Below are 26,251 nucleotides of genomic sequence, written 5' to 3' on the forward strand. Positions count from 1 at the left end.
GAGGTTCCTCCTGCTGGTACGCGGCGGCGGCTGTCACAGCAGCCCCGTCAGCCTCGCCTGGCTTGTTCCCTCGCCGGCCCACACCGACGCGACAAAGGGGACGCAAAGGCACGTTCTTGGCGTCGGCGCTCCCCGTCATGCCCATTCTTGGACTCTCCCTTGCCTTCTTCACAGGCCCCGCCGGGCAGCACCGTCGCATGGCAGACCTTCCCTTCCATGACCGGGCGGACTTCGACGACGCCGAGCGCGGCTTCATCGCCAAGCTGTCCCCCGCCGTGGTCAAGGCGGCCGACGGCAAGGTCATCTGGGACAACGACGCGTACGCCTTCCTGGACGGCGAGTGCCCGCAGACCGCGCACCCGAGCCTGTGGCGGCAGGCGCAACTCTGCGCCAAGCAGGGGCTCTTCGAGGTCACCGAGGGCATCTACCAGGTACGCGGCCTCGACCTGTCCAACATGACCCTCGTGGAGGGCGAGCGCGGCGTCATCGTCATCGACCCGCTCATCTCGACCGAGTGCGCGGCGGCCGCCCTGCGGCTCTACCGCGACCACCGGGGCGACAGGCCGGTCACCGGCCTCGTCTACACCCACTCCCATGTCGACCACTTCGGGGGCGCCCGCGGCGTCACCGACGGCACGGACATCCCCGTCATCGCGCCCGCCCGCTTCATGGAGCACGCCGTCTCCGAGAACGTCCACGCCGGCACCGCCATGAACCGCCGCGCCGCGTACATGTACGGCCAGCACCTGCCGCGCACCCCGGAGGGCCAGCTCGGCTGCGGCCTGGGCATGGGCACCTCGACCGGCACCGTCTCGCTCATCCCGCCCACCCTCGACATCACCCGCACCGGCCAGGAGGAGACGGTCGACGGCGTCCGCATCGTCTTCCAGCTCACCCCCGGCACCGAGGCGCCGGCGGAGATGAACTTCCTCTTCCCCGACCGGCGCGCCCTGTGCATGGCCGAGAACGCCACCCACAACCTGCACAACGTGCTCACCCTGCGCGGCGCGCTGGTCCGCGACACGCGCGTCTGGTCCCGCTACCTGACCGAGGCCATCGCCCTGTTCGCCGCCCAGGCGGACGTGGCCTTCGCCTCCCACCACTGGCCCACCTGGGGCCGGGAGCGGATCGTCACCTTCCTGTCCCAGCAGCGCGACCTGTACGCCTACCTGCACGACCAGACCCTGCGCATGCTGAACCGCGGCATGACAGGCACCGAGATCGCCGAGGTCATGCAGCTCCCGCCCGCCCTGGAGCAGGCCTGGCACACGCACGGCTACTACGGCTCGGTCAGCCACAACGTCAAGGCGATCTACCAGCGTTACCTGGGCTGGTTCGACGGCAACCCCGCCCACCTGTGGGAGCACCCACCCGTCGAGCAGGCCCGCCGCTACGTCGAAGCCTTCGGCGGCACCTCCGCCGTCGTCGCCCTGGCCGGCCGCTACGTACAGGAAGGCGACCTGCGCTTCGCCGCGACCCTGCTCAACCACGCGGTCTACGCCGACCCCGCCGACTCCGCCGCCCGCCGGCTCCTGGCGCAGGTCTACACCCGCCTCGGCCACGGCGCCGAGAACGCCACCTGGCGCAACTTCTACCTGACCGGCGCCGGCGAGCTGACCGGCGGGCCGTCGAAGGCCGCGACCGAGACCGTCTCGCCTGACCTGCTCGGCGCGCTCACCGCGGAGCAGATCTTCGACTCGCTCGCCATCCGCGTGCACGGTCCCGACGCCTGGAACGAGCGCTTCACCATCGACTGGCACCTCACCGGCACCGGCGAGCACCATCGGACCACGATGTCCAACGGCGCCCTGATCCACGAGCCGAACCCGTCCGGCGACGGCGCGGACCTGACGCTCCGGCTGTCCAAGGAGCGCCTGATGAGCCTGCTCACCGGCGACGGGGACGCCGCCGGCCTCGACCACGACGGCGACATCACCGTCCTGCGGCGGCTGACCGCCGTCCTGGAGGAGCCCACACCGGACTTCCCCATCGTCACCTCGCGCTAGGGAACGTGCTCCCGCCGGCCTGGGGAAACGTGCCCCTGCCGGGCGTCCGCCGGAGAGGTGTCGATCGCGGCGCGGCGCCGTGCCGCGATCGCCGCCCGGCCCCGCTCGCCGAGCTTCCGCACGGCGACGAACGCGCCCCGCACGCTGACCCTGTCGAAGCGGTTGTCGGGCCGGCTGTCAGGGGTCCAGGCCACCGCCAGCATGCCCCCCAGCAGGCCCAGGATCATGCCGACCAGAAAACCGCCGAGGTTGGAGTAGACGAAGGAGGCCATGGAGAGCACCACGACCACCAGGCCGAGGAAGACCCGCTGGGCGGGTTGCAACCAGACGAGCACCCCCGCCATGATCATGATCAGGGCGATCAGGTAGCTGACCCCGACCGCGCCGAACCTGATGGCCACCGGCAGCGCGTCGAGCGCGAGCGGGATGCAGAGCAGTTCCGCCCCCGCCGCCACGATGAACAGCCCGCCCCAGAACGGCCGCGACCGCCGCCACGACCTCACCGTCTGCCGCCTCGCGCCCTGGCGCGCCTCCCGGCTCAGTAGCATTCGCGCTCACCCCGCACCGCGTCGAGGCTGAGGTCCGGCAGGCTGAACGTCGCGGCCGTGGCGGCCCGCGGGCTCAGCCTGACGTTACGGAGGGTCACCGCTCTCGCCTGGCTGCCGAAGCTGCCGGGTGGGCCGCCGAAGCCGGGAACCTGGTCCAGGGTGGCGGCGTCCCGGCCCAGCTCCAGGTCGCGGAGGTAGGCCGCCGTCCGCCCTGTCTCCAGCTCGATCACCAGATCGTCGATCGTCACCACGTTGCCCGCCCGGCCTCCGGTGAGCAGGATCGTGATGGTGCCCATGGGGGTCCGTACGAGCGCGCTCTGGCACAGGTCCGTGACCACGGCGTGCCGGACGCCGGTCGCGATGACGGGAATCTTGCGGCCCTTCCTGGTCTCCACGAGGTCGCTGGCCAGCGTGAAGCCCTGGCCGCGCAGCTCGCCGACGGCGAGCTTGAACGCGTTGCCCGAGACCACGAACGTGGCACCGATCACCCCCTGAGCCGTGGCGCCGACCAGCAGCGACGTCATCACCGTGACGGGAGCGAAGATCAAGGCGAAGCGCTTCCAGCGCACGCGTCCCTGCTCAGCCATGGGCTCCCCTTCGTTCCGGGTGCTCGAACGTGAATCATCACGGACAGTGACAGTCGGCCTATTTGACGAGCATGGGTGACATGTGTGGCGGTTGTCGACGTACTCGCCGGGTGCGGCGGTGGTCATGACCTGCAACTGGGCAAATTTGCCCGAACAGGCGTCCCCCGGCGGCCGAGCAGCGGTCAACCACGTGGCGCGTACATGATCACCAGGACGCCCGCCAGGCAGATCACCGCGCCGATGACATCCCAGCGATCGGGCCGGAATCCGTCGACGACCATGCCCCAGGCCAGGGACCCGGCGACGAAGACACCGCCGTAGGCGGCCAGGATGCGGCCGAAGTTCGCGTCCGGCTGCAGTGTGGCGACGAAACCGTACAGGCCCAGCGCGATGACGCCGGCGCCGATCCACAACAGGCCGCGCTGCTCGCGCACACCTTGCCAGACCAGCCACGCACCACCGATCTCAGCGAGCGCTGCCAGGGCGAACAACACCAGAGAGCGAACCATCGTCATGGCCGGTAGTACACCGCATGGCGGTCCGGCGGGGCCCCGCCGGACTGTCGGCAGCGCATCCGGCACCTCGATCAGTGCACCGTATGGCGGAGCGGCTCGGCCTGGTCGGCGACGAAGCGCAGGCCCTTGGCGGCCAGGTGCCTCTCCACCGTGTCAGGGCCTTGGGAGGCGGTCTCGGGCAGCAGGTAGTACTCCTCCAGGATGGCGCGGGCGGTGTCGTCGTCGCTGACGGCGCAGTCCCAGATCACCTGCTCGCCCTCCACGCCGACGTCGAAGGCGAAGAACGCGCAGCAGGCCTTCTCCCGCGCGGCCAGGTCCCGTACCCACGCCACCACGCCGGGCTCGGCGCGCAGGCGGAAACGGATGCCCTGGCCGGTCTTCTCGCGATCGACGAGATACCGGCCGAACAGGTGCGCGTACTCCTCCAGGCGTTCCCGGGCGGTGTCGGGAGCGGTGCTCATGTCGCAGACGATCGGGGTGGAAGCGGCGGGGATGTCCACGGCGGACTCCTTCGTGGTGGGTTGCCGGCACTCTTGTGCCGCCGTGACCCTGACCGTAGAGTCTGGACCTAGGTCCAGAGTCAAGAGGTGAGCCGCGTGAAAATCGGCCAGGTCGCACAAGCAGCCGGGGTGAGCGTGGACACGGTCCGCTTCTACGAACGGCGCGGCATCCTGCCCACCGCCGAACGCAGACCGTCGGGGTACCGCGTCTTCAACCCCACGGCGGTGGATCGCATCCAGATGGCCAAGGCCCTGCAGGAGCTCGGCTTCACCCTGGACGAGGTCGTCGATGCCCTCGCAGCCCATGACCAGGGCGGCGCCACCTGCGACAGCGAGCGCTGGCGGCTGGAGGCGGTGGTGGACCGGATCGACGCCAGGATCGCCGAGCTGACGCGAGCCCGACGCGCAGCCGCAGAGAGCCTTCAGGACTGCCATGCGGGCCGATGCCGCCTCACCACCGTCACCCGGCCACCTCACGGACCTGAACAACCGGACACGACATGAGAGAGGCCCACCACCGCGCTCCCGCCGACCGCACACCTCTCGTCCCCTCCGTGCCATCTTCGTGCGGCCATCACTGAGCTGTCATCCACAATGGACCAGTGCGAGGATCGTGGGTACATACAGGCCGACTCTGGACGAACGGCGATCCGTTCCTCGCTGTCGACGCTGCACTACGCGGCGCGTGGCATGGCTTCAGCGACAACCACTACGACGACATCGTGGATCTCGGCCCGGACGACACCAACATCCGGGTAGGCGCCGGCCTGGCAGCCCTCATCGGCACCGACGGAGTCGTCCGCGATGACAGCTGGCTGGAGGTCTTCCAGGCCGAGAACGGCGGCATCGCCATTGTCCAGGCATCCGGTCCCGACTACCCGCGGGTGCTGACCGAGGCCCTCCGCCACCCGGACACCGACGACGAACCCGGCGACCCGCTCATCGTGCACAGCGGCGAGCTCGCCCTGTTCAGCGCCGCATGCGACGGCACCGGCCCTCACTCCCAACCCCTGGTCCCCGCCCGCCCAGGACCGACGCCATCGGTGCACGGAAGACCATCGCACGACGGCGATCCCGGCCTTCTGATCACGACGACGTACACAACGTTCGCGTTCAAGGTCCGCTGGTACACCCAGCTGGACGAAGAGAACTGCTTCGCCCGGTGGCTCCTGACCCCCGCCGCAGTGTCAACGCCGGCCCCCACGGCACGTCAGTAGCAGCGCCAGTCCCAGTCCCAGTTGTGGGAGTCGTACGCCTCAACGATGACCCGGCGCCCACCAGCAGAGGCATCGTCCTGGAAGTACAAGGAAATCATCGCCTTGTGCTCGGCTCCGGCAATCGTGGCGCCGTCGTAGTAGCGGCGGATTTCCTGCGGCGAGAGCGCCGTCTCGAGTGTGATGCGAACGCGGTAGTCGCAATAGGAGCCACTGCCTCCCGCCAGGTTCTTCCCGAAGGTCACATCGCGATCCATGGGGAACGCATCCCGGCTACTTGGCGGGAGCGGGTAGGCGACCACCCGCTCGTAGAAGGCTTCGAGCCGGGCGTCATCACGCCACACCGGGTTCATGACCAGCAGGAACAGCCCGACCAGCGGGATGACCACACATGCGGCCAGAACCACCCACACGGCTCGCACCAGGCCCCCCGACATATCCGGCCATTCCTTCAATCGACTGTCTATCGGATCGGCGACACGGTCGTCACCTCATTCCTGAAGCCATGTTGCGAAACGGCCTGGCCTGTGACCCCTTGCGTCGGCAAAGGCGCAGACCAGGCCTGTCGGCTCAGAGGTGGGTCGGTTCCCGTCCGGCGAGCTGGTCCCCGGGTTGCTGGAGTGCGCCGGGCCAGTGCAGCATTTCGCAGCGCAGGGCGGTGAGGTGCTCGTTCATGTGCCGGCGGAGGCCGGCGAGTTCATCGCCGAGGGCGGCGAGGTCCTGCCGCATCTCGCTGCGGATGTCGGCGAGTTCGGTCATCACCAGGGTGATGCCGATCGAGGTGGTGTCCACGCCCGTGCGGGCGCTCGTCTCCAGCGTCCGGATGCGCAGCATCAGGTCGAGGATCAGTGCCTCTTGGTTCACGCACCCCCTGCCTTTACCAGGTGAGAAGGGGGATCCCGTGCCTACTGGCCGGCAGCGCCGGGATCTGTCGATGAGCACAGTGACATACACGGGGAGGCCTGCCCGGGCAGAAGTCTGCGGCGGGTATGAATCTTTCTCCCGGGATCCGGCGTGTCTCCTCCCTGGATTGTGTTCTGTCCGTAGGGATGCGCAGGTGAAGCAGGCGAAGCGGGGGTGAACCGGAGCAGAGCACGGCACGGCCCGGGCACCGGCAGGCGCTGCCTCCGAGAAGGAACGTAATGCGTTCCTGGTCGGCACCGAGAGCGTCCAGGCCGTAATGCGGGAGTAGCGGCGTAGGCCAGGAACGATGGTGCCAGCCTGGCAGAGGCTGCGACGAGCCAGTCCCGAGTCCGCCGGTACACCGCCCCGGCCGGGTACCGTCCTGGAGCACCATGCCGACGACGGCCGCCGTTCTCAGGGGCCTTCGACGATGCTCCACAACATGCCGTGGAACTTGGCGTGTTCGGCGGCAGGAATGGCGGCCAGGCGTGCGCTGATGGCCGCGTCGCGAGCGATGGCGACCTGGTTCTTCACCTCGACACCCCTCGGGGTGGCCGAGGGAATGCGTACGCGGCGGTCGCGCTCTGAGACGTTGCGGACGATCAGGCCGTCCTTCTCCAGGCGATCGATGATGGCCACCAGCGTCGTCTTGTCGATGTCGAGCTCGCGGGCGATCTCAAGCTGGGTGCGCTGGGAGCCGTCGCTGACCAGGGCGAGAACGAGCCAGTCACGGAGGTCGGCGAGGCCCGCCGCACGCGACACCTGGTTGAACGCGCCCTTGAGCGCCTCCGCGGCACGATGGGCCAGCCAGGTCAGGTCCTCGGCCGCGTCGCGGCGATCGCTCTTTCGGGGCACGGGTGCATGCTATCCCCTACCTCTCGGATGGTCCAGCCTCATATTATCTTGCTTCGGATAATCCATCGTCGTATGGTTCTGCCTCGGATACCGATGGGAGATTCACGCATGACCACCGACCTCGAAGCCCGCATCCGCTGGCTCGAAGACCGCGTTCAGATCGTCGAGCAGGTCACCAGGTACGCGACCAGCGTCGACCGCCGCGACTGGGAGTCGTTCGCGACCTGCTTCACCGATCCCGTGTACATCGACTACTCCGAACTGGGCGGCCGGACGGGAAGCTTCCCCAGACAGGAGGTGGTGCGCGGTGTCCGCGAGGCCCTCGACGGCTTCACCGCCACGCAGCACCTCAGCCCCAACCACGTCGTCGAGTTCGACAAGAAGGATCCCGACCGGGCGGTCTGCCACTCTTACATGTACGCGCAGCACCTCCTCGAAGGGGCCGATGGCGGCGACTTCTACCTGCTACGCGGCTCGTACACCAACCACATGCTGCGCACGACGGACGGCTGGCGCATCGAGCGCCTCGTCCAGCACGTCGCCTGGTCCGACGGCAACGGCAACGCGGTCGCGCAGGCAATCGCCCGGAACAGGGCGAAGAGCATGGCGTAGTGCCTCACACGATGCGGTCGGCCTTGAACAAGACGGCGGTCTCCACGACCGCGACGGGGCTGACAGCGGGCCACCCACAGGGCTGCAACCTGGGGCGCAGTCTCCCGTGCCGCTCACACCCTCAAAATCATTACACGCACGGTGCACGGGATAGCCCGCTACCACAAAGGACTCTGCCTGCCCCTACTCGCCCGGTTGCTCATGATCGCTGATGTAGTGCTCGATCGGGTAGGCGGTGCCTGTGGGCAAGATCGCACCGTTGCGGCGGTCGATGAGGATTGGCGCGTTACCACCCAATGCCGCAGTGAACTCCCCGGTTCGCATATACCGGGCAGATTGGTAGTAGTAGACCCAGCCGATTGAGCACTCCTCCACGGCGGAGACGACGAAGCTGTCGTCCGGATCGTTGTACGCGCTTACTTCTCGGTGGAGGCGGGCCATCTCGGCTTCCGCAAGGCGTCGAGCTTCCGGCTCAGTCAGCACCTGTCCATCATGATGCACGGCGGCCTGTCATCACCGCACGAGACAACCCCCGCTGACAGGCCAGTGCTGAAACGCCGCCCCCGCAGCCATCCTGAAGAACTCGGGATGAGGACACGCAGGGTGCCAGACGATCTCGGTTGCTGGCATGTACCAGCGCTGGTGACCATTCAAGCCTGTCCCGGATGCTGTCCATGCTCGTAAGCGTCATGAACCTGGCCGACAAGCCGCACGTAGTGCTCTCGCTCCCCTGGCGTGAGAGCGGCGTACGGTGCGGCGGCGAGCTCATCTGTTCGCTGCTCCGCCCTGGCGAGGGCCATGGGGTCAGTCGCCGGCAGTGACGGCCACGGTTCGCTCCACCCATTCGCCCTCGCCTTGTCGACGCCCGGTCCAGCGAGGATGGCTCTGAGCGGGGTGAGGCCATGCTCATGGATGGCGATCAGATGAGAGGCGCCCCGATGTTCGCGCAACCGCAGCAACGCGAAAGCCACCCGGGATGCCGGATCCTCATCGGCCACCGCAAGCGATCTCCATGCTGCGAAGAGCGGGCGGTCGGTTGGCTCGGCTGCCTCCACCACGCGTTCGGCCAGGTCGGCTAACTGATCAAGCTCTGGGAGGTCACCGTATGTGGTGCGCGCCCAGTGCGTGCACTCCTCCACGTCCGCCTCAACGAGGCTCGTGAGCGGAACCACGGCCCGCGCGGTGTCCCACGCGTTACGGACCAGGTCAGGCGAGAAGAAGCCGCACGCCGCGGTCACCACCTCGGCGTCCACATCACCGAGCACCCCCGCGCGCGCACCGAAGTAGAACGGCCAGCGCGATAGCCCCAGACCTTCCCCACGAGCTCTGAAGCGGTCAGTCTTGCCGAAGGCGGCACCCATGAAGATCACGGTCTGCTTCGTATGCCGCACCACATCCTCGGGCGTCACCATGCGCTCCCTTCGTAAGAGCCGACTCGGTGATTGTGGCGGACCACGGGCGGACGAGGCGATGTTGGGAGGCGTCCCGAGGGCTCCGTCCGCCGGTGGTCGGGTGTGATCAGACGGTTCACCCCCACGCGCGTCGCGAGGACTCCACGTCAGGCCAGCACTTAGGGTCTGTTTCTCGAATCAGGCCCGGTGTCTCCCGCTGATTCTCTGCTTGGTGCCACGATGGAATGATCGCGATATGCAGGTTCGCCCGGCTGTTGTCGAAGATGCTCAGCGTGTTGCCGAGGTTCACGTGTGGTCCTGGCAGACGGGATATCACGGGCTGTTGCCGCAACCGTTTCTCGACGAGTTACGTCCGTCCCAGCGTGTGCCGCGGTGGAAGCGGATCATTCAGCAGGATGTATGGCCTCGACAGGGCACACTGGTCGCGGAGGATGCCGGTGAAGTGGTCGGCTTCGTGAACTTCGGCCCCACCCGAGACGACGACCATGACTCCGTGGGGATAGGGGAGATCACCTCGATCTATGTACTGCCGACTGCCTGGAGGCGCGGTGTTGGACGCCGGTTGATGACAATGGCGATGCTCGCGCTCAGGACGGCGGACTTCGCGTCCGCAACCTTGTGGGTGCTGGAGGGCAATGTCCGCGCGATTCGGTTCTACGAACGGTTGGGCTGGCAGCCGGACGGCGGCGTCAAGGATGACGTGATAGGCGGGATCGTGGGAGGTGCAAGGTTCGAACTTGCGTAGGCTGGGCCGACGGTCTTACAGCGGGCTGGTGTACCTGACTGAATCAAGCGCCTGACCTCGAAGTACAGCTCTGACCGTCCTTCACCAGGGAAGATCATCCCGCATGAATCCCACAGGGTAGAGACAGCCACGACCGCCCCCAGGAACCCGCCGATCACGGGAAAGTACCCTGCATCTGCCTCCCAGCGGCTGATCTAGCACCAGCACCGTGACACCCTGGACCAGCCGCTACCGGTCAGGCGAGCACGTTGCAGTGCGGAACGACATGCGAGCCTACGGGTCAGCCGGCGTGCCCGAGCATCTACGGGATGATGCCGAAGAGGTGGCATGTGAGACCATGCGGCGAGTTGCCGCCAACGTCAATATGTTGGTCGAGCGCCTTACATCTGCGGACTACGCCTTCGCTCATCTCGCGACCGTCCGGCAGACCCCCACGGCGGATGACCTCGAAGCGATCCAAAGGCCGAAACGATCATCGGCCCCCTCCCCATAGCAGTGCGAGCCTGTCTGGCGGTTGTTGGTGCAGTCAACTTGTGCGGAGACGGCGGCTCACTGCTGCCGCATGTTCGCTACCACACGCCTCCACGCGGGTCCTGCCATGTCGGCCCCGACCCTCTGGTCCTCGGCTCGGGCCAGATGCTCTGGAACGAACTCCGCTCAATCGTGGGGGACCTCAGCCTGGGATGCGCCTGTACGGATCCGGAGGAAGAGGAACCGTGCAGCCTTCACGCGTACGGCTTCGCCTTCAGCATCGCGCCCGACAGGGCGGCCAAAGAGAACTTCAGCGGAGGCGACCAGTACGTCCATCTCCCGACAGCGAACCCCGATCCCCCGCTTGAGGGCGTATGGGTAGCAGAACCTGTTTCGCTCGTTGAGTACCTGCGCCTGTCTTTCGCTTGGGCGGGATTTCCCGGCTACAGCATCCGCCCGGCACATGTTCCTCTGCCGCCCTTTCTCGAACGGCTTGGAAGCAGGCTGCTGGAGTTCTGAGCAGGGGAACCCCACCGGCAGGCGGCCGCCAAGAGCGAGACGGTTACAGGCCGACACAGCCTGTCGGCGGTTGTACCGTCCCGTCGTAAACATGCTCTGACCTCGGCTTCCTGGCCGATCGGGCTCTCCTGGGAACGGGGTGGGAACGCTCATGGATAGCGACGCTGTGGAACGGCGCTATCTCCGGCCTCTGCACGATCCGATCGGGAAAGTGGGGACAAGATCTACGGTAGCGAGACGACCCACTTCAGCGGTTTGCCCCACGTGCGTGGGGGCGGGGCCAGGTCGAACGCCGGTGGCGCGTGCATGACCGGTTCACCCCATGGCCGTGGGGATGGGCACTCGGGGCCGCGCTCCAGTGTTTGATCCGCGGTTCACCCCCACGTGGGAGTGATTCGCGGCTCGATCTGGCGGGTCAGGGCCTGTTCGCGGGTATAAAGGCGGTCCAGAAGCCAGGTTCCGGGATCGGGCGGGCGGGTATCGGGCCTGGTCATGTCCACCGCCAGGACGGGGTTGCGGAGGTCAGGCGCCGGGACATCACGTCCGTCATCGCCCAATACACCCGTGATTCAGACCTGGCTGGACGGTGCTCGTAGTCGCGGATCAGGCGCCGGTGGAACATCAAGATTCCGTAGGTCTGCTCGACGACCCATCGTTTTTGGCTGGGCACGAAGCCTTTGTCGGCGGGGTTGCGTTCGACGATGTCCACGGCGATCCCCAGGCTGGCGTCATTGGCGACGACCGTGTTCTTGAACCCTTGGTCGACCAGCGCTCTGGTCACGCTGCCCTCGGTGACGACGGCGGCCTGGTCCAGCAGGGCGATCCCGGCCGTGTTCTCGTGGGCTGAGGCCGCGAGCACGACGACCGCGATGACCAGGCCCAGCACGTCTACGGCCAGACCTCGCTTGCGTCCCGGCACCTTCTTGGCGACGTCCCGGCCGGTCGTGGTGGTCGGTGCCGTCGTCGCGCCATTTGGTGAAGTTGTAGCAGGTCGCGCCCTTGGGCGGCAGATAGTCCCATTGGACGCCGGTTCGTCCCTGGTAGCGGATCGCGTTGACGATCTCCCGCAGCGCATAGTTGCCTTCGTGGCCGCTGACCGAGGGGTGCGCGGCCTTCCATTGCCGTGAGGACCGGTTCTCCATCCCAGCACATCTGGACCCGCAGACTGGCGGTAACACTACAAATCCACACGATCACATAACGACATCACGGCTGGAGGCTCACGTAGGCACTCTCAGGGGCTCGAGGGCGGCTAGGACGAGGTCGAGGCCGAAGGTGAACTCCTCCGCTGGGTCATAGCCGGCAGCGGCGAGCGCCGCGGCAGACTCGTTGAGGTAGGGGAACTCCTCAGGAGGAAGCCGGGGCAGGAAGACGTCCTCGGCCATGTCCGCGAACTCATCGGCGGTGTCGAACGGCAGGCTGGCTTCCTGCAGGGCGAAACCGTAGACGTAGCTGTCGAGCAACCAGTTGGCGTGCGTCGCCATCAAGACCGGGAAGCCAGCCCTCCGCAGGCAGGCGGTGACCGCTTCGCGGTGGCGGAGGTTCGCGGGCCCCGGCGATGTCCGCGACTCCATCAGGCCGATCGCCCACGGGTGACGTGCGAGAACCTGCCGGGCGGATACCGCCCGACGTCGCATCGCTGACTGCCAGTCGGTCTCTTCCGAGGGGAGCTCGATCTCCTCGAACACGACGTCGATCATGGCGTCCAGCAACTCCTCCTTGTTCGCCACGTAGTAGTAGAGCGACATCGCGCCCGCGCCGAGCGCGCTAGCCAGCCGGCGCATGCTGAGCCCGTCGACCCCCTCGCGGTCGGCGAGCCGGACCGCCTCGACCACCACCCGCTTCTTGCTCAGCCCCGCATCTGACGCGACCTGGCGTCGTTCCCTCGCAGACAACGGGTCTCCTCGCTCTCGAACGGCTTGACATTCGTACAGCGTACTACCATAGTACGGCGTACGAAGTACGATGTACGAACCTGCGCGAGTAGCAGCTCGGACGCGAGGAGGCTTCGGTGGGATTTGAACAGCGATCGAATGCCGGAGCACGCCTGGTGCCGAGCGCGAGTCCGGCCGGGGCGACGACGATGCGGGCCGCCGTCCAGCACCGCTACGGCCCGCCCTCAGCGCTCGAGTCGTCACCGCTCTCCGCCCCGGCGACGAGGTGTTCGGCCAGAGCACCGCTGGAACGCTCGCGGAGTACGCCCGCGTCCCGGCGGACAACCTCGTGTCCGTGCCCCGCCAACCTGCCGGTCGTGGACGCGCCAGCGGTGCCCACCTCGGCCATGACGGCGTTGCAGGCATTGAACAAGATCGCGAACGTTCGACCGGGCCAGACGGTGCTGGTCACGGGCACGTCGGGCGGCGTGGGCTCCTTCGCCGTACAGATCGCCAAGGCGTTTGGCGCCGAGGAGACGGGCGTGTGCAGCACCCGCAACGCCGACGAAGCAGCCGACACCCTCCGCTACGTCGCGGCCGGCGACACCCGAGGAAAGGTCGTCGTCACCGTCTGACGACCGGACCGACGAGAACGACCCAACCCCGTGCGTATGTACGCCCTGCCGCCACTCCGGCGGACGGACCGCTCCTCTCGAAAGAAGAACCGATGACCATCCGGACGAAAACCCCGAACCTGCTCGACAACCCGCCGGTCCCCGTGCAGGTCAAGCTCGCCGCCGCATGGACCAGCTTCATGTTCCTCTACATCTACGTCGACTACTTCCACCTTTACAAGCCTGGCACCGTCGACAACATCCTGGCTGGCGTCGTCTTTGAGTTCGACATCAGCCCGACGTTGTTGACCATGATGCTCGCGTCCGTGTCGATCCCGGCCCTGATGGTGATGCTCTCCATGACGCTGCCCGCCCGGGTGAACCGCGCCACGAACCTCGTCGTGGCATCGCTCTACATCCCCTACTCGGTGGTCAACGCGGCAGGGGAGTCCTGGGACTGGGCCCCCTTCTACGGCCTCTCCATCGGAATCGAGGTGCTGCTCCTGGCCTTCATCCTGCGCTCCGCCTGGACATGGCCTCGAACCCCCGCCGTCCCAGCCGGTCCCGCGACGACCGACCTTCGACAGTAGATGTCCGTGTAAGCCCTACGGCGTGAAGCCCGCCGCCGCGGGCACCGGGCCGATTGTGACCAGCTCAGTCGCGGTACACGCAGAGAACCTGCTCACGAGCGGTCCGGTGTCCGCGCCAGCCGCGTCCGTAGGCCGAACGGCGGCTGACCGACCAGCAGACCTCATCCAACCAACCGCAACGCCGAAAGGGGCATTAGCTCGCTTAACGCACTCTCAGACAACCGACGGCCGGCGAGGATCGAGGTAGTCGATCTCCTTCTCATCAAAGAGCGCTTCCAACGCCTCCAGACCGGCGTTCACGAGTAGGTCGCGTTCCCCCTTGATGATCGGCAGAAGCCAGAGGATGCGAGCGTGGCCGCCATCCCACGCGCAGACTTCGAAGTCCGGACCGAAGGGGTATGGAAGGCTGATCAGGTACCGGTCACACGCTGAGTCGGCGACCCACGGCCGGCCGATCGGGACGACATGGCTGTGGTCCAAGCGCTGGTGGGGAGGACCAGCGTGGTGGTAGGCGACCATGGTCATCGACTCAAGGTGCTGCCAGTCGTCGGCTTGCGCGGTGAGGACAAACTCCAGGCCGTGCCCGTTGGCCGCTGTGACGTCAGCGCGTCCTTGGCCTCAGCCACGTCATTCCTCTCAGTGCCCAGCCGCCCTCACCATCCCGGAGACGGAGGTCAGCCACGTTCTCCGGTGAGCCAGGGTGAGGAACGAACCCTGGATCGTCGATCGCCCCCACGCACGTACGGCGACCGGCCGCATGGTGGCGATCGTAAGGGCTGTGTCTGTGCGGCGGTGCGGCACACCGGCCGGTGCGTTCGGCAAGTACGGCGGGGCCGGCGTGCGGTGCCCGGCCCAGTGTCCCGCCGCCGCCCGGGACCGGCCCCCAGGCCGCACGCCCGGACGGCGGGCGGGCGGGCGGAGGGCCGGGGAACGGCGGCGCGCCTCGCCGCCGCTTGACGAACTCGGCGGTGTCTCCCGCCGGACCTTCTACCGCTGGCGTGAGATCGGCAAGGCCCCGAAGGGCATCCGCCTGCCCAACGGCGAAATTCGCATCTACCGCAGCGACCTCAACGCCTGGCTCGAATCCCTCCGGAGCGTCGCATGACGGCCTCGTACGACGTGAAGTTCTTCGAGATCACCCGCAACAAGTCCAGCAAGACACCCTCGTACGTCGTCCGCTGGTCCGTGGCCCGCAAGCGCTCCTCGAAGACCTACCGGACCAAGGCCCTCGCCGAGAGCTTCCTGTCCCACCTGCGCCAGGCCGCCAAGCGCGGTGAGGCCTTCGACGTGGACTCCGGGCTACCGACGTCCATGATCAAGGCCAAGGACGCTAGGAGCGTTCTGGAGTTCGCCCAGGCGTTCATAGAGATGAAGTGGCCACATGCAGCGGCCAAGAGCCGGGACAGCATGTCCGATGCCCTGGCGACGGTCCTGCCCGCCCTGACCAAGGACCGGGCGGGTCGCCCTGATGCCCGCGAGCTGCGCACGATCCTCCGTAAGCTCCTCCTCCTGCCCGAGGACAAGCGCTCGACCGTGCCGCAGCAGCACACTGCCGCCGTGGCCTGGATGAAGGCGGCCTCGCTCGACCTGGCCAACCTGGAGGAAGCCAAGACCGTACGGCTCGCCCTGCACGCCCTGACGCTGTGCCTCGACGGCAAGGCGGCAGCGTCCACGACGATCGCCCGCAAGCGTGCGTTCTTCCACGCCCTCCTGGAGTACGCGGTAGAGCTGTGTCAACGACGGCCGAATTCTGACCCCCTGACGACGTCTGAATCGTGACCCCCTGATGTTGTCGTTGGTTACTGTTCGTGCTCGGGTCGGGCCGGTGGGACCCGGCCCAGGTCGCGGTTCTTCAGCCGGTAGCTGTCTCCCTTCAGTGAGATCACTTCGGCGTGGTGGACGAGCCGGTCGATCATCGCGGCGACCACGTCGTCGCCGAACACCTCGCCCCAGCGCCCGAAGGGCTTGTTGGAGGTGACGATCAGCGAGGCCCGCTCATATCGGGAGGAGACCAGCTGGAAGAACAGGTTGGCGGCCTCGGGCTCGAACGGGATGTAGCCGACCTCGTCCACGATCAGGACCGGGACGCGGGCCAATTTGACCAGCTCGTCCTGGAGTCGACCGGCGGCGTGGGCGTCGGCCAGGCGGGCCACCCACTCGGCCGCGGTGGCAAAGGCGACCCGGTATCCGGCCTGGCAGGCACGGATCCCGAGCCCGATCGACAGGTGCGTCTTGCCGGTGCCGGGCGGGCCGAGGAAGACCACGTTCTCCTTGCCCGCCACGAAGTCCAGCGTGCTCAGATGCGCCATGGCCTCGCGTTTGAGGGAGCGCTGGTGGTCGTAGTCGAAGTCCTCCAGCGCCTTGCGGGCCGGGAAGCGCGCTTGGCGGATGCGGGCCTCGCCGCCGTGCGCGTCGCGGGCGGCCACCTCCCGCTGTAGGCACGCGGCCAGGAACTCCTCATGACTCCAGCTCTCGGCGCGGGCCCGCTCGGCCAGCCGCTCGACCGCGGCGGCCAGTGAGGGCGCCTTCAGCACCCGGGTCAGATAGGCCAGCTCGGCGGCGATGTTACGCCCGCCGCCAGCCGATCGCGGGGCGGAGCTGCTGGTGCGGGCGGCCATCACGCCACTCCCTCCACGCCCAGCAGCGCGTCATAGTCGCTGAGCGAACGTTGCTCCACCTCGGTGTCCACCGGCGCGGCCACCGGTTGCAGCCGGATGGCCCGCAGCGCGGCCGCGGCCTGCGCGTGGGCCGGGTCGGTGAGGGTTTGATGAACGTCCCAGCAGCGCTGATGCCGGGCCACCACCTGCCCGGCGCAGGTCACCGTGACCTGCTCCAGATCGGCGACGACCTCGACCAGCCGGCCGATCGCCGACGGGTGCACCGAGTAGTCGTTGGAGGCCAGGCGCACGTAGTGGTCGCGGGCCAGCCGGGTCGCCGTGCACCAGCCGACGATCGGCGCCACCGGCGGCAACGCGACCATCGCGGCCCGGTCGACGGCGATCCGGTCGACCGGGCGGCAGCCCAGGCGGCGATGCGGGCGCTGATTGGCGCGCTGCAGCCACGGTTCCAGCTGGGCGTTGAAGTCATCCGGGCCGGTGAAAGTGCGGCCGGGCAGAAACGACGTCTCCAGATAGCCGTTGGCCCGCTCGACCAGTCCTTTCGCCTCTGGATCGCCCGGCCGGCACTGCAGGATCCGCACCCCAGGCTGCCGCGGAAGGACTCGGCGTCGCGGGTCAGCTGCGCCCGGCCGCCCTTCCACGCGCCGATCGCGCCCTCGTTGTCCCACACCAGCGTCTTGGGCACGGCGCCCAGCAGGGACAGCAGCGCCCACATCCCGGCGAAGAGATCCCCGGCCGCCCGCGAGGGCAACATGCGGGCCAGCATCCAGCGCGAGTAGCCGCAGACCAGGACCAGCACCGGCAGACTCACCGCCCGTTGCGGGCCGACCGGCACCCGCGCCGCCGGAAACCACAGATCGCACTGAGCCAGCTCGCCGGGCTGGTAACTGGTGCGCGAGGCCGGATCGACGGGCCGATACTGCGGCCGGATCCGCCGCACCCGATCCTTGAGCACCGTCATCGACCGCTGCCAGCCGATCCGCTCGGCGATCACCGTCGCGGGCATGTCCGGCCACTGCCGCAACAGCTCCCGGATCTGCGGTTCCGCCGCATCCACGATCGACCCCTTACCCGGCCGCTGATACTTCGGCGGCTCCTCGGCCGCCAGCGCCCGCCGCACCGTGTTCCTGGCGACACCCAGATGCCGCGCGATCGCCTTGATAGGCATGCCCTCGGCCCGGTGCAGCCGACGGATCTCCGCCCAGTCCTCCACCTTGATCACCCTCCAGACAGTGGAGGGGTCAACACTCATCCGTCGCCTGGGGGTCAGTATTCACGCGCCGTCGACAGAGCTGGAGGAACTTTCGGCAAATCCGCTGCGCAAAGATCAAGTGGAAGCCGCCCAAGTCCACGGAGACGGTGGACGCTCGCGTCGTGGTGAACCCGCGCCAGGCACAAGAGCTGCTGACCGCGGTGACCTACGTAGGCCGACGCGGCAGAGGCCGGCGACTCATGGCCCTCTTCGCCTGCATGGACTACGCCGCCCTTCGACCGGCCGAAGCCGTCGGCCTCCGTGTCCAGGACTGTCAGGTCACGACGAACGCCTCTGGCGGGGAGCACTCCGTCCTCGGTAATCGCCTCCGCGCGGCAGAGAGCCACCCGGTGACCAGGGCCCCACCGGGACCGCGTGCTCTAGATTGTCGGCGTCGATCCATTCGAGAGAGCTGGTTGTCCTGTGTTCAGTGAGGTCGCTAAGCGTTACGCCGAGCTGGTTAGCCGGATGCCATGGGAAAACATGGCGTGCACGGTGACGCTTCCTGACCATGGCGTGCTGACGGTCGAAGACGCGGTGCGCCGGCTCGGGCTGGATGTCGCCATCCTGCGCGCTGCGAGAGAGGTCGAGCCCAACGACCTCGAACTTCAGCAAGTCGGCTCGGGCGTCGTCACATGGTCGAACAACCCTTATCCCGATGGCAGGGAGATGACGGATCGACTCGGGGGTGAAGGATTCCGGCACTGGTATCTCAGTGACGACATCGAGGGCAACACCACTCTGTATGCCTCCTATGGAGAGAGCGACGGGCAGCTTCATTTTCCCGAACCTGATTGGTTGCCCTTCATTCCGTGGACCGAACAGATCGGGCCGCTGGCGCCCTACGCGGATGAATTTGCTGCCGTCTACGCCACCTGGTCGGGCGAACCCGAGACTTGGTCGGACGACCCCGAGGTATCGGTGCTCGGCACGTGTCTTGCAGTGATCGAGCTGGAAAGCGGCGTTCGCCTGGACAAGGAGATGTTCAGAGGCCCGAAGACATACGTGCCGATGCCCATGTGACCCTCGTAACGGCTGTTGCTAGCCGAGGCGCTCTGGCCCTGGCAGACGTCGACCACGGCCAGGAGGGTTGCTGTGGCCGGAATGCCGACACAGTGATCAACCAGATGGCTCGGTGGGCCAGGGCTGAGGAACGAAGCTCTGGACCTTCGATCGCCCCCGACCATGTGCGGCGAATAGCCATGCAGTGGCGATCGTAGGGCTGCATCTGCGCAGCGGCGGGGCAACCCTGGTCGGTGCGTTCGCGACACTCGGCGAAAGCCTCGACACCGGCAACCAGGCACGCCGTGATCACGCCGCCCGCTTGGCCGAAGCCTTGCGCTTCGAACCCTGCTCGCCCACCTGCGCCAACTGGCTCCGCTACGGCATCCAGCCCAAGCAAGCCAAGCCCGGGATGACCCCGGGCCGCTGCTGTGGAAAGGCCCACAAGCCCGAACACCTCGGCTACGCCGGGCGCCGCGTCCTGGTCTCCCGCAAGTGGTCCAACAAGACCCTGGCCGAACACAAGCAGGACCGCCGTACCTGGGTCCTGGAAGCCCAAGCAGCGGGCCAAGATCTTCCGGCAATCGAAGGGAGGGCGGCATGAAGGACGACAAGCTGATGACGGTCCCCGAAATCCTCGACGTACTCAGCGGAATCTCGCGCCGGACGTTCTACCGCTGGCGTGAGATCGGCAAGGCGCCCCAGGGCTTCAAGCTGCCCAACGGGGAGATCCGCATCTACCGCAGCGAACTCACAGCTTGGCTGGAAGACCTCCGGGAGGCGGCCAAGCGTGGCGAGCCGTTCGATATGGAGACGGGTCTCCCCATGTCCATGTTGCAGGCCAAGAGCGCCCGTACGATCTTCGACTTCGTCCGGGCGTACATAGAGATGAAGTGGCCTCACGCGGCGGCCAAGACCCGAGACAGCATCTCGGACGCCCTCTCCACGGCACTCCCTGCCCTCGTAAAGGACCGCCCCGGCCGCCCTGATGTCGAGTCGCTGCGGACGGCCCTGCGTAAATACGCGCTCCTCCCCGAGAGCAAACGCCCCGTTCCTCCCCCGGACGCGGCACGGGTGATCCGCTGGCTAGAAGGTGCCTCGCTCGATATGGCCGCCCTCAGCGAGGCCAAGACCGTCCGGTTGGCACTCGACGCGATCGCGCTCCGGCTCGATGGCAAGGCCGCTAGCGCGAACACGATCAAGCGCAAGCGTGCTGTGCTGCACGCGCTTCTGGAGTACGCCGTGGAGCTGGAAGAGCTTTCGGCAAATCCGCTGCACCGGATCAAATGGAAGCCTGCCAAGACGACCGAGACAGTAGACCCGCGAATTGTGGTGAACCCTCGCCAGGCGCAAGAGCTGCTGACCGCGGTGACCTACGTAGGCAGGCGGGGGCGAGGCCGGCGGCTCATGCCCCTGTTCGCCTGCATGCATTACGCGGCTCTACGCCCCGCCGAAGCCATCGCCCTCCGCAGGGAGGACTGCGCCTTCCGGCAACCGGCTGGGGACGCTTCCTCATCGACGTATCACGCCCCGAGGTCAACAGACAGTGGACAGATACCGGAGACGCCCACGAGGAACGCGGGCTCAAGCACCGGGGATGTGATGACGTGCGTCCCGTCCCCATCCCATCAACTCTGGTGAAGATCCTTCGGCAACACATCGAAGAGTTCGGCCTTGGCCCCGACGGACGTCTCTTCCAGAGCGAGCGCGGCGGGGTCGTCGCCTCAACGGCTTACACGGAGGTCTGGCAGGAAGCCCGCAAGCTCGCTTTGACGCCCTCCCAGGTCGCCTCTCCGCTCGCCAAACGGCCGTACGACCTCCGGCACGCGGCCGTCTCCCTCTGGCTCAACGCGGGCGTCTCGGCTCCCGAAGTGGCCGAGCGGGCAGGCCACAGCGTGGATGTCCTTCTGCGGGTCTATGCCAAGTGCATCGACGGCCAACAGGAGATCGCGAACCGCCGGATAGCCGACGCCTTGGCGGCCTGACGTTGCCTCTCATACACCCCGAGCCCCGGATGATCTCCGGGGCTCGCTTGCGTCTCCAGGGGTACATCGACCCGCGAAAGCCGATCCCGACCAGGGAAAACGCACCCAAGATCATTGCGCGTATATTGCGTGACCAGCGACAAACGGCCACTCAGGGCGGCTCACGGCTGCATACCCCTGAAACGCAGAAGAGGCCCCGAAGGGCCTCTGACCTGCTGTTACTGCTGGTGGCAGGTGCAAGGTTCGAACTTGCGTAGGCTGAGCCGACGGTTTTACAGCGCGTGACCGTTACGGAGGGCACATGGCCTTCTACCTGGGGCGGAGCGATACAAGCACGCTGCCCTCCGTTGATCATTGCACGCATATTGCATAGCACCGGAAGGCTGCACTGTGCGTACGCTGCCCTCGTGGACCGAGAGACGCTCGTTCAGCTCCTGGACAACGCAGGCGAAGCAGGCCGTGCATGCCGTCGAGCGCTCATGGCTGGAGCGTCCTTCGAGATTTGGCCGGACCCGATCGAGGCGTTCCCTCTGGCCAAGATCTACCAGCGCCGCGCGCGCCTTACCCGCCGGATGGGCATCCCATCGCTCGGCTTCGACGAGGCGGTCACGCAGCTCGGCGCCTGTGGGCTCCAGCACCTCATCCTCGGCATCGTCAAGAGCACCGAGTCTGACTATCGCTTTCAGCTCTTCCTCTCTCCAGACGCATTACGCGTGGTGGCTTGCCTCGGCGTCAGCAAGCAACGGGAGCGCTCGGCGCACACAACCCCTGACTGATCATCCCGTCCGCCGTCGTCCCGCCCGCAGGGGAAGCGGGCCTGGGCCACGGGGTCAAGGTGGAGCGCCCCACTGGACGAACGACCTTGACCCCGTGGCCCAGGTCTGCTCGGCTTGTCCCGGGTCGATGGCGGGCGAGATGATCAGCTTCCACCTCAGCCACCTACGGACCAGGCACTCGGTGCGGCGATCATCCCGGAGCCAGAGGCCCCCGCCGGAGGCACTGTTTGGTTGGGTGATGAAGCGAGAGGGTTGGCGGCATGGATGCGCGGCGATCTTTTTGGTATCAGCTTGGGTCCGCGTGCACCTTCATCTTCTGCGGGTGGGGCGGGGCTGGTGCGGTGTTCGGGCTCTCGGGGTTTCGCGGGCCCATGCCGGATGCTTGGCTGACAGGACTGTGGGTGTTTCTCTCGCTGAGCATTCTGCTCAAGCTTGTTGCCGGAGTCGTATATCTGGTGCGGAAGCGAGCTGGCCAGGAGGCGAAGGATGACCCAGTCATTGGGTGACCGGTCGCAGGGATACCCGGACTGGCTTACCGGCTAGAGGCGTGTGCGGCTCGACCGGCCGATTGTGGCGCCAGACGGATCAGCCGTGGGTGGCGGCGGCGTGCCGGCGGTCGGCGCGTTAGCTGGCTGCGGCGCGGCAGCCGTGCGACGATGCCCCGCGCGACGCCCGCGCCGTGACCGGCCTCCAGGCCGCAGCGCGGCGCGGGGACGTCGACGCGGGGCATACGGCGGCGCGGCGCGCCGCCGCTTGATACTCATAAGCTCAGTTCGGCAGTGCTGCGTTGAATAGTCTTGAATAGTCTCGCCCCTAGAGCTTGAAGATAATGACCAGCAACCCCGCTACAGCGACCCCGACTGTAATCGGGGCGACCCATCCCTCTCTCTTCCGGGTGAGCAGAACGACTCCCGCCACTGCAAGCAGCAGCAGCACCCAACGTATGTCGACTAACATCAACACCCTTCCTGGGGCACTGTCTAGGCCACGGCCAGCACCCCGCCCCTTCGGCAGCCCGTACGAGACTGTAAGCTAGTGTCATCTTTACGATGGCTTACACAAGCGTACGGCCTATGGATCTGTCAAGCGGAGAGCGCAAATGAACGCCAAGTCACCATCCAAGGACATCTCACCCGCAGCTCAGGAGCTGTTTGCCGCCCTGAGGCAGCTACACCTCCGGGCAGGCGAGCCGAGCACACGGGCCATCGCAAAAGCCAGCGATCTTAGCCACACCACTGTTCACTCAGCGCTACGTGGCCCCCGCGTTCCCTCTTGGCCTGTGCTAGCTAAGCTCGTTGCCGCACTCGATGGCGACGAGGAGGAGTGGCGAGAGCGCTGGACCGCGACGCGTGACGCTGGCGAGCAGAGCGCTCCGCTGCCTATTCCCGCCTCCAGTCTGGCACTTGAGGTTTCGATTTTCGCGTCTTACGCACGCATCGATGACAAGGCCACACATAGTCGCATATCCAATATCGTTAGCGATATTGAAAGTATGCTCGAAAGCCTCACTGGTTCGACCGTCAAGGTATTCAAAGACACTGATTCGATTGCACCCGGCGAAGATTGGCGAGATAGAATTCGAATGGGCCTGTCGTCATCAACGATACTCCTCGCATTCATATCTCCCGCCTATCTGCGCAGCGAGATGTGCCGACAGGAATTCAAGGAATTTCTTGGATTTCTAGGCGCCAACTCAGAGACGCGTCTAATCATCCCGCTCGTGTATTCGAACTTTGAGCGGATAGACGCACATTTTGATTCAGACGACTTGTGGATGACAGTCAAGAAGTTGCAAGCGTTGCCGCTCAACAACATGCGTTCCACGGATCGGGGTTCATCGGAGTGGATACAAACGGTTGAGAAAATCTCGTATCGGATCGAAGAGGTGCTATCAAGCGTAGAAACGACCGAGAATCATGCTTCGCGGAGCGAACTGATCTCGACGGAGGAAGATTCGGGCCTCCTCGAACTGTTCGCCGACATGGAGGACTCTGGACCACAAGTACGCACTGACCTCGAAAGATTTGCAGAGATTATCACAGAGGTTGGCGAATCAACTAGCAATACTGCACCGCGAATCGCTAGCGCACAAACTTTTGGGGCAAAGCTCGCCGTCTCAAGCCAACTTGCCGACCAGCTAAACCCCCTCTCTGAGGAAGCGGCTGACCTTTCACAACGCCTCTTGTCCACTCTTAATCGGTGGGACGTAGGAGTTCGGTTCGGCATCGAAATGGTAGCTAGAGGGAAGATGCCTATCGATAATGAGAACACGATCACATTTGTCGACAGCATCGCCAACCTTGCAGATATAGGAGTGAACTCTCTTGGGCAGCTAGACGTACTGCGCACAGCCATCGAGTCAGGCAAAGGTATATCCAAGCCGCTCAATAGGCCTCTAGCTCAGATACAGCAGGCGCTGCTAACCTTTGCGGAAATCAGTGCGATTTTCCAGGGATGGAAGGACGCCCTTAACGCTCTTGGAGACGAAGATTAAATAAGTCCAGCCTCCTTAATCGAGCAACTCTGGTTGCCGACTTGTAAGTGCACGGCGCGCGACCATGAATCGTGCGTGAAACTCTTCGGCAAGCGTTTCTCGCCGGAAGCGATGTCGTAGAACACGGTCAAGATCTCCTGCGCGGTTGACGAGGTCCGTGAGAGAACGCCGGTCGATATCAAGTGCGGTCATGCCTTCCTCAACAGCGGCGTCAAGCTCCCCTCGCCGGGCGTGGACGATAGCAAGATCTATGTGCGCGTCGGCGACGCGCATGGGCGCGTTAGAGGTGCCGTCCGAACGGGTGTGCATCTGGATAGTTTCGCGAGCGTGTTCCTCGGCACGGTCGTCGTCCGCGAGCCAGGTGTAGCAAGTGGCAGCGTAGAAGACCCACTTGGAGTGATCGAAGACGAAGTGGTGGTCCGGGTGGTCAGGCGTTGGCAGGCTGCTGAGAACTTCGGCTCCACGGGATAGGGCGCGGTCGGCTTCGCGGCGATCTCCGATGCGGGCCAGGCCGCGGGCTTCTTGGAGGGTGAGTTGGACCATGGCGCTGCTGGTGCCGGCGACGGCTTGGCCCATTCGGGCGGCGGTGACGACGTCTTCGTAGCGGCCTTCGACGAGGGCGAACCAGGCTGACATTTCGTGGGCCCAGCCCATGAGTTCGCCGTGTCCGACTTGGCGGCCCATTTCGAAGGCGGCGCGTCGGGCGGTTTCGGCCTCTTCCCTCTCGCCCAAGTCGTAGTGAACGCAGCCCAGCAGGGCGGTGAGCCAGCCAGTGATCACGAGCAGTTCGCGGTGCTGGTCCAGGGTGAGGCGTCCAGCGAGCAGGTGGTTGATCTGCGCCAGGCGCTTTTGGGTGCGGTCTCGTAGGGTGCTCGCGGGTACAACGGGGTAGGCGCGGCACAGTAGATCGACGGCCTCGGCAAGGGCCTCCAGGGTGCCGGTCCCGACGTCGGATGCCTGGAGTTGTTGGGCGAGTTCCATAGTCCCGTACAGGTCGGCCTCAGCACGGAGGGCGTCAGCCGGGATGACGCGGGCCTCGATGAGGCGGCTCTCGTTCTGTCTCCCTTGGGAGAACCCGAGATCTTCCGGCTCCTTCCCGGTCAACTGGGTCAGCGCGAGCCGGTATTCAGTGCGCGGCCACTTGACTTCGCCTGCTTCCCAGCGCCGGATTCGCTCCTCGTCACAGGTCAGCCTTTGCGCGAGTCCGATGGGTGTGGCGTTGATCTTCTCGGCCATCTGGGCGCGGTTGAGGTGTTCCTGGTTGCGCCAGGCGCGGAGACGCACGTTCGGGACGTAGTCGGGCATCTTCGGGTCTTCCTCCCGGCTGGGGGCTCGAAAGGGGAAATGAGGGGGCCGTTCAGGGGTCCTGCTCAGACTCGGTTGCCGGTGGACTTGTCATCAATCAACCACGGTACGTCACGCGGCCTCCCGCCACAGGGAACGCCGGATGAACGAGGAGATGGCGACGGTGATCCGGCCAGACGAGATGAGCAAGACGTCGCCGTGCCCCGGCTGCCGGGGACGCGGGATCAAGCTGCGCGACTCGCGCCGTGCGCTCCTCATCGGCGATGACAGCAGAGATCAGACCCCTAGTGAGGAGCGGGAGTGTCTCGACTGCCTCGGAGGCGGCCAGGCCGAAGGGAACGGATGATGAACTCGATCATGCAGGCGGCGATGAACGGCTTCCTGCAGAACCAGCGTGAGAGCGACATGCTCGTCCGGCTGCGCGACCAGCTCACGCACCTCGGTGTCAACGCCGATCTGCGCGACGACAACACCGCGCTGGTCGTCCACAAGCGTGAGCCGGGGCTGCCGGTGTGGGTGTTCGTCGGGTTCGGCGGGGCCTACTACTCGTGGCAGAGCGCCGAGCAGCGGCACCCGACCCGCGATCCGGAGGGTGCGGCGAAGCTTCTGGCTGAGTACATCGCCAGGTGATGACCGGCGCGGCGAGACAAGTGCGCTCCCTGCCAAAAGGAGGTAGGGATTGCCGCCGCCTTGTCTCGTCGCGCCTTTCCCGGCAGGCAGCTGCAGTGGTGGCCCCCGCGGCGTCCTTTCCCCGCCCGGCTGCTGGGCTGCCTGCCGGTTCTCTCTGTACGGCTCCCGGCCTTGCCCCAACCGCGTGGACAGGCTGTGGTTCGCCGGTTACTCTCAAACTTGGT

Annotated in this window: 29 protein-coding genes and 4 pseudogenes; 17 read left to right on the forward strand and 16 right to left on the reverse strand. The window is 66.3% G+C overall.

The features are described from left to right. The first annotated feature begins 197 nt into the window (after nt 1-197). Entirely contained in the window at nt 198-2,006 is a 1,809-nt protein-coding gene (locus HD593_RS54805; protein WP_185110748.1) for an alkyl/aryl-sulfatase, read from the forward strand. Here HD593_RS54805 and HD593_RS54810 read toward each other — a convergent pair. From HD593_RS54810 to HD593_RS54825, 4 genes are all read right to left on the reverse strand, one after another. Continuing rightward, complete coding sequence (locus HD593_RS54810) at nt 2,003-2,554, reverse strand: DUF6114 domain-containing protein (protein ID WP_185110749.1); 552 nt, start codon at nt 2,552-2,554, stop codon at nt 2,003-2,005. The two genes, HD593_RS54805 and HD593_RS54810, sit on opposite strands and share 4 nt — an antisense overlap. After that, nucleotides 2,545-3,141, reverse strand: a complete 597-nt coding sequence (locus tag HD593_RS54815; protein WP_185110750.1) for a DUF6230 family protein — start codon at nt 3,139-3,141, stop codon at nt 2,545-2,547. Before HD593_RS54815 ends, HD593_RS54810 begins: the two co-directional genes overlap by 10 nt. Nucleotides 3,142-3,323: 182 nt before the next feature. After that, on the reverse strand, nt 3,324-3,656 hold the full coding sequence (locus HD593_RS54820) for a YnfA family protein (protein ID WP_185110751.1): 333 nt from the start codon (nt 3,654-3,656) through the stop codon (nt 3,324-3,326). A 71-nt stretch (nt 3,657-3,727) separates the two neighbouring features. After that, complete coding sequence (locus HD593_RS54825) at nt 3,728-4,156, reverse strand: hypothetical protein (RefSeq protein WP_185110752.1); 429 nt, start codon at nt 4,154-4,156, stop codon at nt 3,728-3,730. Nucleotides 4,157-4,243: 87 nt separating this feature from the next. On the opposite strand from HD593_RS54825, the gene HD593_RS62955 reads away from it, so the two are divergent. Together HD593_RS62955 and HD593_RS54835 are read left to right on the forward strand one after the other, a co-directional pair. Then, entirely contained in the window at nt 4,244-4,660 is a 417-nt protein-coding gene (locus tag HD593_RS62955) for a MerR family transcriptional regulator (RefSeq protein WP_185110753.1), read from the forward strand. Between the two features lie 98 nt (nt 4,661-4,758). After that, nucleotides 4,759-5,373: a hypothetical protein gene (locus HD593_RS54835; protein ID WP_185110754.1), complete on the forward strand. Its 615-nt coding sequence runs from the start codon at nt 4,759-4,761 to the stop codon at nt 5,371-5,373. Here HD593_RS54835 and HD593_RS54840 read toward each other — a convergent pair. From HD593_RS54840 to HD593_RS54850, 3 genes are all read right to left on the reverse strand, one after another. Next, nucleotides 5,367-5,783: a hypothetical protein gene (locus tag HD593_RS54840; RefSeq protein WP_185110755.1), complete on the reverse strand. Its 417-nt coding sequence runs from the start codon at nt 5,781-5,783 to the stop codon at nt 5,367-5,369. The genes HD593_RS54835 and HD593_RS54840 overlap by 7 nt on opposite strands. 157 nt (nt 5,784-5,940) lie before the next feature. Continuing rightward, nucleotides 5,941-6,234 (reverse strand): basic helix-loop-helix domain-containing protein, encoded by a 294-nt coding sequence (locus tag HD593_RS54845; RefSeq protein WP_185110756.1) that lies wholly within the window; start codon nt 6,232-6,234, stop codon nt 5,941-5,943. 453 nt (nt 6,235-6,687) lie between these two features. Beyond that, complete coding sequence (locus HD593_RS54850; RefSeq protein ID WP_185110757.1) at nt 6,688-7,128, reverse strand: MarR family winged helix-turn-helix transcriptional regulator; 441 nt, start codon at nt 7,126-7,128, stop codon at nt 6,688-6,690. A gap of 108 nt (nt 7,129-7,236) precedes the next feature. Here HD593_RS54850 and HD593_RS54855 point away from each other — a divergent pair, with 108 nt between their 5' ends. Next, nucleotides 7,237-7,740, forward strand: coding sequence for a nuclear transport factor 2 family protein (locus tag HD593_RS54855; RefSeq protein WP_185110758.1), 504 nt, complete (start codon nt 7,237-7,239; stop codon nt 7,738-7,740). Nucleotides 7,741-7,923: 183 nt separating this feature from the next. Here HD593_RS54855 and HD593_RS54860 read toward each other — a convergent pair whose 3' ends face one another. Beyond that, nucleotides 7,924-8,223 (reverse strand): YrhB domain-containing protein, encoded by a 300-nt coding sequence (locus HD593_RS54860; protein WP_185110759.1) that lies wholly within the window; start codon nt 8,221-8,223, stop codon nt 7,924-7,926. 167 nt (nt 8,224-8,390) lie between these two features. Continuing rightward, nucleotides 8,391-9,152 carry an SCO6745 family protein gene (locus tag HD593_RS54865; protein ID WP_185110760.1) on the reverse strand — a complete coding sequence of 254 codons (762 nt, stop codon included), beginning with the start codon at nt 9,150-9,152 and terminating at the stop codon, nt 8,391-8,393. A gap of 235 nt (nt 9,153-9,387) precedes the next feature. On the opposite strand from HD593_RS54865, the gene HD593_RS54870 reads away from it, so the two are divergent. Beyond that, nucleotides 9,388-9,897: a GNAT family N-acetyltransferase gene (locus tag HD593_RS54870; RefSeq protein WP_185110761.1), complete on the forward strand. Its 510-nt coding sequence runs from the start codon at nt 9,388-9,390 to the stop codon at nt 9,895-9,897. 636 nt (nt 9,898-10,533) lie between these two features. Beyond that, the gene (locus HD593_RS54875; RefSeq protein ID WP_185110762.1) at nt 10,534-10,887 is read left to right on the forward strand and encodes a hypothetical protein; all 354 of its coding nucleotides are present in this window, start codon (nt 10,534-10,536) and stop codon (nt 10,885-10,887) included. A gap of 490 nt (nt 10,888-11,377) precedes the next feature. On the opposite strand, the gene HD593_RS54880 is transcribed toward HD593_RS54875, so the two are convergent. The 3 genes and pseudogenes from HD593_RS54880 to HD593_RS62960 all read right to left on the reverse strand — a co-directional run bounded on the left by HD593_RS54880 (nt 11,378) and on the right by HD593_RS62960 (nt 12,782). Continuing rightward, nucleotides 11,378-11,899, reverse strand: coding sequence for a transposase (locus HD593_RS54880; protein WP_350668597.1), 522 nt, complete (start codon nt 11,897-11,899; stop codon nt 11,378-11,380). After that, nucleotides 11,853-12,029 (reverse strand): annotated as a pseudogene (locus HD593_RS65485) (transposase); the annotation flags it as partial. The pseudogene HD593_RS65485 and the gene HD593_RS54880, both read right to left, overlap by 47 nt. 78 nt (nt 12,030-12,107) lie before the next feature. Continuing rightward, a complete protein-coding gene (locus HD593_RS62960) occupies nt 12,108-12,782 on the reverse strand; it encodes a TetR/AcrR family transcriptional regulator C-terminal domain-containing protein (protein WP_185110763.1) in 675 nt (224 codons plus the stop codon). Between the two features lie 356 nt (nt 12,783-13,138). Between HD593_RS62960 and HD593_RS60815 the strand changes: the two genes are divergently transcribed. Then, on the forward strand, nt 13,139-13,396 hold the full coding sequence (locus HD593_RS60815) for a hypothetical protein (RefSeq protein WP_221526841.1): 258 nt from the start codon (nt 13,139-13,141) through the stop codon (nt 13,394-13,396). A 92-nt stretch (nt 13,397-13,488) separates the two neighbouring features. Continuing rightward, nucleotides 13,489-13,965: a DUF6326 family protein gene (locus HD593_RS54895; protein WP_185110764.1), complete on the forward strand. Its 477-nt coding sequence runs from the start codon at nt 13,489-13,491 to the stop codon at nt 13,963-13,965. Nucleotides 13,966-14,178: 213 nt separating this feature from the next. Here HD593_RS54895 and HD593_RS54900 read toward each other — a convergent pair. Beyond that, a pseudogene (locus tag HD593_RS54900) lies at nt 14,179-14,544 on the reverse strand (suppressor of fused domain protein); the annotation flags it as partial. A gap of 199 nt (nt 14,545-14,743) precedes the next feature. Between HD593_RS54900 and HD593_RS65490 the strand changes: the two are divergent. Continuing rightward, nucleotides 14,744-15,070, forward strand: a complete 327-nt coding sequence (locus HD593_RS65490; RefSeq protein ID WP_379478876.1) for a helix-turn-helix transcriptional regulator — start codon at nt 14,744-14,746, stop codon at nt 15,068-15,070. Further along, a complete protein-coding gene (locus HD593_RS54910) occupies nt 15,067-15,744 on the forward strand; it encodes a hypothetical protein (RefSeq protein ID WP_185110765.1) in 678 nt (225 codons plus the stop codon). Before HD593_RS65490 ends, HD593_RS54910 begins: the two co-directional genes overlap by 4 nt. A 20-nt stretch (nt 15,745-15,764) precedes the next feature. Here the strand turns inward: HD593_RS54910 and istB are convergent, their stop codons facing one another. Both istB and istA read right to left on the reverse strand, forming a co-directional pair. Continuing rightward, nucleotides 15,765-16,583 carry an IS21-like element helper ATPase IstB gene (gene istB, locus HD593_RS54915; RefSeq protein ID WP_185110766.1) on the reverse strand — a complete coding sequence of 273 codons (819 nt, stop codon included), beginning with the start codon at nt 16,581-16,583 and terminating at the stop codon, nt 15,765-15,767. Continuing rightward, a pseudogene (gene istA / locus HD593_RS54920) lies at nt 16,583-17,805 on the reverse strand (IS21 family transposase). Before istA ends, istB begins: the two are co-directional and overlap by 1 nt. Nucleotides 17,806-18,258: 453 nt before the next feature. Here istA and HD593_RS54925 point away from each other — a divergent pair. From HD593_RS54925 to HD593_RS54945, 6 genes and pseudogenes are all read left to right on the forward strand, one after another. Continuing rightward, a complete protein-coding gene (locus tag HD593_RS54925) occupies nt 18,259-18,858 on the forward strand; it encodes a hypothetical protein (protein WP_185110767.1) in 600 nt (199 codons plus the stop codon). Between the two features lie 262 nt (nt 18,859-19,120). Continuing rightward, nucleotides 19,121-19,393 (forward strand): annotated as a pseudogene (locus tag HD593_RS54930) (replication initiator); the annotation flags it as partial. Between the two features lie 44 nt (nt 19,394-19,437). Then, nucleotides 19,438-20,478, forward strand: coding sequence for a helix-turn-helix domain-containing protein (locus tag HD593_RS65495; protein WP_379478875.1), 1,041 nt, complete (start codon nt 19,438-19,440; stop codon nt 20,476-20,478). Beyond that, the gene (locus tag HD593_RS62965; RefSeq protein ID WP_246547251.1) at nt 20,475-20,822 is read left to right on the forward strand and encodes a site-specific integrase; all 348 of its coding nucleotides are present in this window, start codon (nt 20,475-20,477) and stop codon (nt 20,820-20,822) included. The genes HD593_RS65495 and HD593_RS62965 overlap by 4 nt, the downstream gene beginning before the upstream one ends. A gap of 407 nt (nt 20,823-21,229) precedes the next feature. Next, nucleotides 21,230-21,598 carry a hypothetical protein gene (locus HD593_RS54940; RefSeq protein ID WP_185110768.1) on the forward strand — a complete coding sequence of 123 codons (369 nt, stop codon included), beginning with the start codon at nt 21,230-21,232 and terminating at the stop codon, nt 21,596-21,598. Nucleotides 21,599-22,697: 1,099 nt separating this feature from the next. Continuing rightward, on the forward strand, nt 22,698-24,092 hold the full coding sequence (locus HD593_RS54945; RefSeq protein ID WP_185110769.1) for a toll/interleukin-1 receptor domain-containing protein: 1,395 nt from the start codon (nt 22,698-22,700) through the stop codon (nt 24,090-24,092). A gap of 15 nt (nt 24,093-24,107) precedes the next feature. Here the strand turns inward: HD593_RS54945 and HD593_RS54950 are convergent, their stop codons facing one another. Further along, nucleotides 24,108-25,397: an NsdA family TPR-like regulatory protein gene (locus tag HD593_RS54950; protein ID WP_185110770.1), complete on the reverse strand. Its 1,290-nt coding sequence runs from the start codon at nt 25,395-25,397 to the stop codon at nt 24,108-24,110. A gap of 342 nt (nt 25,398-25,739) precedes the next feature. Between HD593_RS54950 and HD593_RS54955 the strand changes: the two genes are divergently transcribed. Then, entirely contained in the window at nt 25,740-26,027 is a 288-nt protein-coding gene (locus HD593_RS54955; protein WP_185110771.1) for a hypothetical protein, read from the forward strand. Nucleotides 26,028-26,251: the final 224 nt, after the last annotated feature.

It is taken from the genome of Nonomuraea rubra, from assembly GCF_014207985.1.
GTDB classification, from domain to species: domain Bacteria; phylum Actinomycetota; class Actinomycetes; order Streptosporangiales; family Streptosporangiaceae; genus Nonomuraea; species Nonomuraea rubra.